Origin of the sequence: Streptomyces sp. NWU339, from assembly GCF_003143855.1 — a bacterium.
GTDB lineage: Bacteria > Actinomycetota > Actinomycetes > Streptomycetales > Streptomycetaceae > Streptomyces.
This window is the reverse complement of the sequence record NZ_QFRK01000165.1, coordinates 1-3,228: the sequence shown is the minus strand read 5'-3', so window position 1 is coordinate 3,228 and position 3,228 is coordinate 1. Positions and strand designations below refer to the sequence as shown.

4 protein-coding genes and 1 pseudogene are annotated in these 3,228 nt (G+C 71.7%); 2 read left to right on the top strand and 3 right to left on the bottom strand.

Going from position 1 to position 3,228, the window contains the following annotated elements:
- The first annotated feature begins 291 nt into the window (after window positions 1–291).
- Complete coding sequence (locus DIZ27_RS44975; protein WP_109383988.1) at window positions 292–525, top strand: hypothetical protein; 234 nt, start codon at window positions 292–294, stop codon at window positions 523–525.
- A 110-nt stretch (window positions 526–635) separates the two neighbouring features.
- Here the strand turns inward: DIZ27_RS44975 and DIZ27_RS44970 are convergent.
- Both DIZ27_RS44970 and DIZ27_RS44965 read right to left on the bottom strand, forming a co-directional pair.
- Window positions 636–1,388, bottom strand: a pseudogene (locus DIZ27_RS44970) (IS6 family transposase).
- Window positions 1,389–1,489: 101 nt separating this feature from the next.
- Window positions 1,490–1,765 carry a hypothetical protein gene (locus tag DIZ27_RS44965; RefSeq protein WP_181384048.1) on the bottom strand — a complete coding sequence of 92 codons (276 nt, stop codon included), beginning with the start codon at window positions 1,763–1,765 and terminating at the stop codon, window positions 1,490–1,492.
- A 329-nt stretch (window positions 1,766–2,094) separates the two neighbouring features.
- Between DIZ27_RS44965 and DIZ27_RS44955 the strand changes: the two genes are divergently transcribed.
- On the top strand, window positions 2,095–2,613 hold the full coding sequence (locus DIZ27_RS44955) for a hypothetical protein (protein WP_109383985.1): 519 nt from the start codon (window positions 2,095–2,097) through the stop codon (window positions 2,611–2,613).
- A 330-nt stretch (window positions 2,614–2,943) separates the two neighbouring features.
- Here DIZ27_RS44955 and DIZ27_RS44950 read toward each other — a convergent pair.
- Window positions 2,944–3,228 (bottom strand): SpoIIE family protein phosphatase (locus DIZ27_RS44950; RefSeq protein ID WP_146229168.1); only part of this gene is annotated, 285 nt, incomplete at its 5' end.

Here is a 3,228-nt window from a genome sequence, read left to right as displayed (position 1 = left end):
GCCGTACACCGGGCTCGCCCGGCTCCCGGGGCCGGGAGCCGGCGCGGTTGATCGGTGAGTTCGGTGCGCTGCTTTCAGCAGACGGCGCTCCTGGGCGAGCTTCTCGCCGTCCGCCACTGCGTCATGGAGCGGCGACAACAGGCCGACCGGCCTGCGCAGCGCGCCAGCGGATCATGGCGATGGGGTCACTGGGCGTACCGCCCGGCACCCGGCCGCCGGGCGATCTTCAGCGCCGTCCCGCACTCTGTTTTGGAGATTGACTTCGCTGATGGAGGAAAAGGAAGGACTGCCATGGCCAGCAGTACGGAAACCGGTGACGTCACCGGCACCAGGGACAAGGACTACAACCTCATCTGGTTCGTCGAGGCCTGTCTGAGCAACGCCCTGCGGATGGAGACCTACATCCAGGACGCGGAACGGGAGAACGACACAGAGGTCCTGGAACTGTTCCGCAAGGCCCAGGCCGACAGCCGCAAGGGAGCAGAACTGGGCAAGCAGCTTCTGCGCACCCGGCTCGGCGGCTGACTCAGGCGCCCTGGGGCGGCCCGGGTGGGCCGGCGGGCCTTGTCACGTTGGCTGAGGGATGCTCGTCCGAGGTTGTGTCCGGGTGCGGGGGTGCCGGTGCCGGGTCTGGGTCAGACATCGGCGGGCTGTGCGGCGGTGCCGGTGATCTGGTTCCGGACGGCGCAGCGGGTGATCATCCCGGTGCGGTGGCCGGGGCGGTCCTCCGGTGCCGGCGGGGCCGGAAGTGGGGTGGGATGCCGCGGAACGCGGCCAGGAACCGCTGGGCTCCGCCGACGCTGCGGAAGTCTTTCCTGGCGTGTTCGCGTCGGCGGGTGGGCTGGGGTTCTCGGCGCGGTGGTTCAGGCCCTTGGGGGAACGGTGCCCGGCCGAGGGCATGATCTCGCGGCGGGCCGTGCCGTAGGAGCGGAGCCTGTCGGTGACCACCCCGGAGCACCGTGCGGGTCTTCTTCAGCAGTGTGCGGAAGAAGCGGCGGGTGGCGGCCTTGTCCCGTCGGGACTGCACCAGGAGGCCGGGCACGTTCCCGTCGGCGTCGACGGCCCGCCACTGGTATTTCAGCCCGCCGGTGAGCTTGATGAAGACCTCGTCCAGGTGCCTCGTGTCCCCCGGCCCGGGGCCGGCGGCGGCACAGGAGGTTGACGTACTGCTGCCCGAACTTCGCGCACCAGTACCGGACGGTCTCACAGGAGACGATCACGCCCCGCTGGAGCATCGGCTCCCCGGCCTCCCGGAAGCCGAGCGGGAAGCGGACGTACCGCCGCACACCGTGCGCGATGTTCTCCGCCGGGTACCGGTGGTCCTGGTACGGCGGCGGCGCGGACGACCCGAGCGAGTCCCTCCCCGGCACGATCAACCGCGAGATCATCCCGGGCCGGCCGGCCCACGGGACCACGCCCTCGGACGGCATCGCGGGCGGCCGGCGGGGAAGCGGGCCGGACCTGCGGACCCGGGGCACGGCCGGCGCCGTCAGGTGCCGGCCCCGCCGGCGACCGGGCCGGCCCGGCCACCGCGGATGGTGCCGGTCGGCACGGCGGCCCGCACGACGGGCGCGCCCCGGGTCTCGGCGACCAGCAGGGCGACACCGGCGAGCAGGTCCTCGTCCTGGGCCGCCCGCCGCAGCCGGTGCGCGGCACTGCCGTCGGCCAGCGCCCGCGCGAGCAGTTCGTGCACGTGCTCCCAGTCGCCAAACGCCTCCAGCGCCGGGCGCAGCCGGACCGCCATGCCGTGCAGCACCTCTCGCACAGCGGGGGAAGCTCACTTTTGCCCCGCCGGCCTCATCCCGGATGCGACGGGCTTCGACGCCTTTGACGCCGCCTACAACCAGGCCAAGCAGCAGCGGACCGTGTTCGTCGCCATCGAGCTTCTCTCATCCGGCGCCGACCCCGCCCTCCGCCTGCTAGTTCGCGGTGGGGTCTGTGCCGGGGCAGGCTGAAGGAGTGGCTCGCGGAAGGGAACAGACTTCCACGTGCCAGGCCGGGCCTGGCTCACGGCAGCGGCTGGCGATGTGAGGGCGGCCGGTCGCACGTCAGGCACCCCTCGTGGCCAGGGCCTGATAGGACCTCGCCCGGGTGATGAAGGAGGACGATGTGTCCGGACGGAAGCGGAACTGGTCGTCGATCAGCCGTGCGGGGGCACGGGGGCTTGTGGCAGCCATGGCGATGACCGGTACCCGAACGGTGACGTCTGGCCTCGCTCCCGAGGAGCAGACTCCGCCGGAGGCGATCGTGGAGAAGTACACGCCCGCTGTCTTCGGCCGCCTAAAGGAGCACCATCGGCAAGCCGTCACCGAACTGTTCCACTGGGCGTACGGTGCCGGCGGCGGCATGGTCTTTGGCCTGCTGCCCGAGCGGGTCCGCCGTTTCCCGGGCGCCGGCGCGGCCTACGGCCTTGCCATCTGGCTTGGCTTCGAAATGGGCGTCGGTCCCCTGCTCGGCATCGAGCGGGTCAAGCACCGGGAGGTGCTGTGGCGATTGGTGATCGCACTCGACCATGTGCTGTACGGCGTAGTGGTGGCCGGACGACTGGCCCCCGAGCCCTCGATCGACACCGCCGAGGCTACCGAGCACAACGACGTGAGCGCCGACCGCTGACCGGGAGGGGCGGTTGAGTCGGCCTGGAGCGCGGTACCAGTGTTGCCACCGGCCCGTCTCTCCAGGCCGCTCGCCGAAAACCCGGTGCGCTGGGCGATGCCGAGGGCGTCGGCCGCGGCTCGGGTTCCCTTGAGCTGCCTGACGACTCTGCTGCGCAATTCGCCCGTCCCCTAGGAACAGCCGCTCGGAGCGCCGAGCATGGCCGCGTCGCCGCGGCGAACAGGTTCCGGGGATCCGGGTAGGGAGGAGGCTGCGGCCTGACGCGTAGCGTCCGCTCGGGCTGCCGGTAGCCGCCGCGGTGCGAGATGGGTGGAGCAGGCGGAGGCCGGTTTACAGGCGGACGATGACCAGAGCGACGTCGTCGCGTCCGCCGTCGGCCACGCCGAGGCGGGTGAGCAGGACGTCGGCCAGCCGGTCGGGGCTCAGACGGGCGTGCCGGGCGAGGGCATCGGCGAGGCGGTGCAGCCCGGCGTCGATGTCCTCGCCGCGGCGTTCGATGAGCCCGTCGGTGTAGATCTCGGTGGTCGCCGCAGCGTTAAAAAAAAMMGTGGCCTGGGGGCGCGGGGCGTCCYCGGTAAGGACGCCCAGTGGAGGGTTGGTGGCCTCATCGAGCAG

Coding starts and splice junctions, on each gene's coding strand:
- DIZ27_RS44975 (WP_109383988.1), top strand. CDS start 292: ATGGCCAGCAGTACGGAAACCGGTGACGTCACCGGCACCAGGGACAAG.
- DIZ27_RS44955 (WP_109383985.1), top strand. CDS start 2,095: ATGAAGGAGGACGATGTGTCCGGACGGAAGCGGAACTGGTCGTCGATC.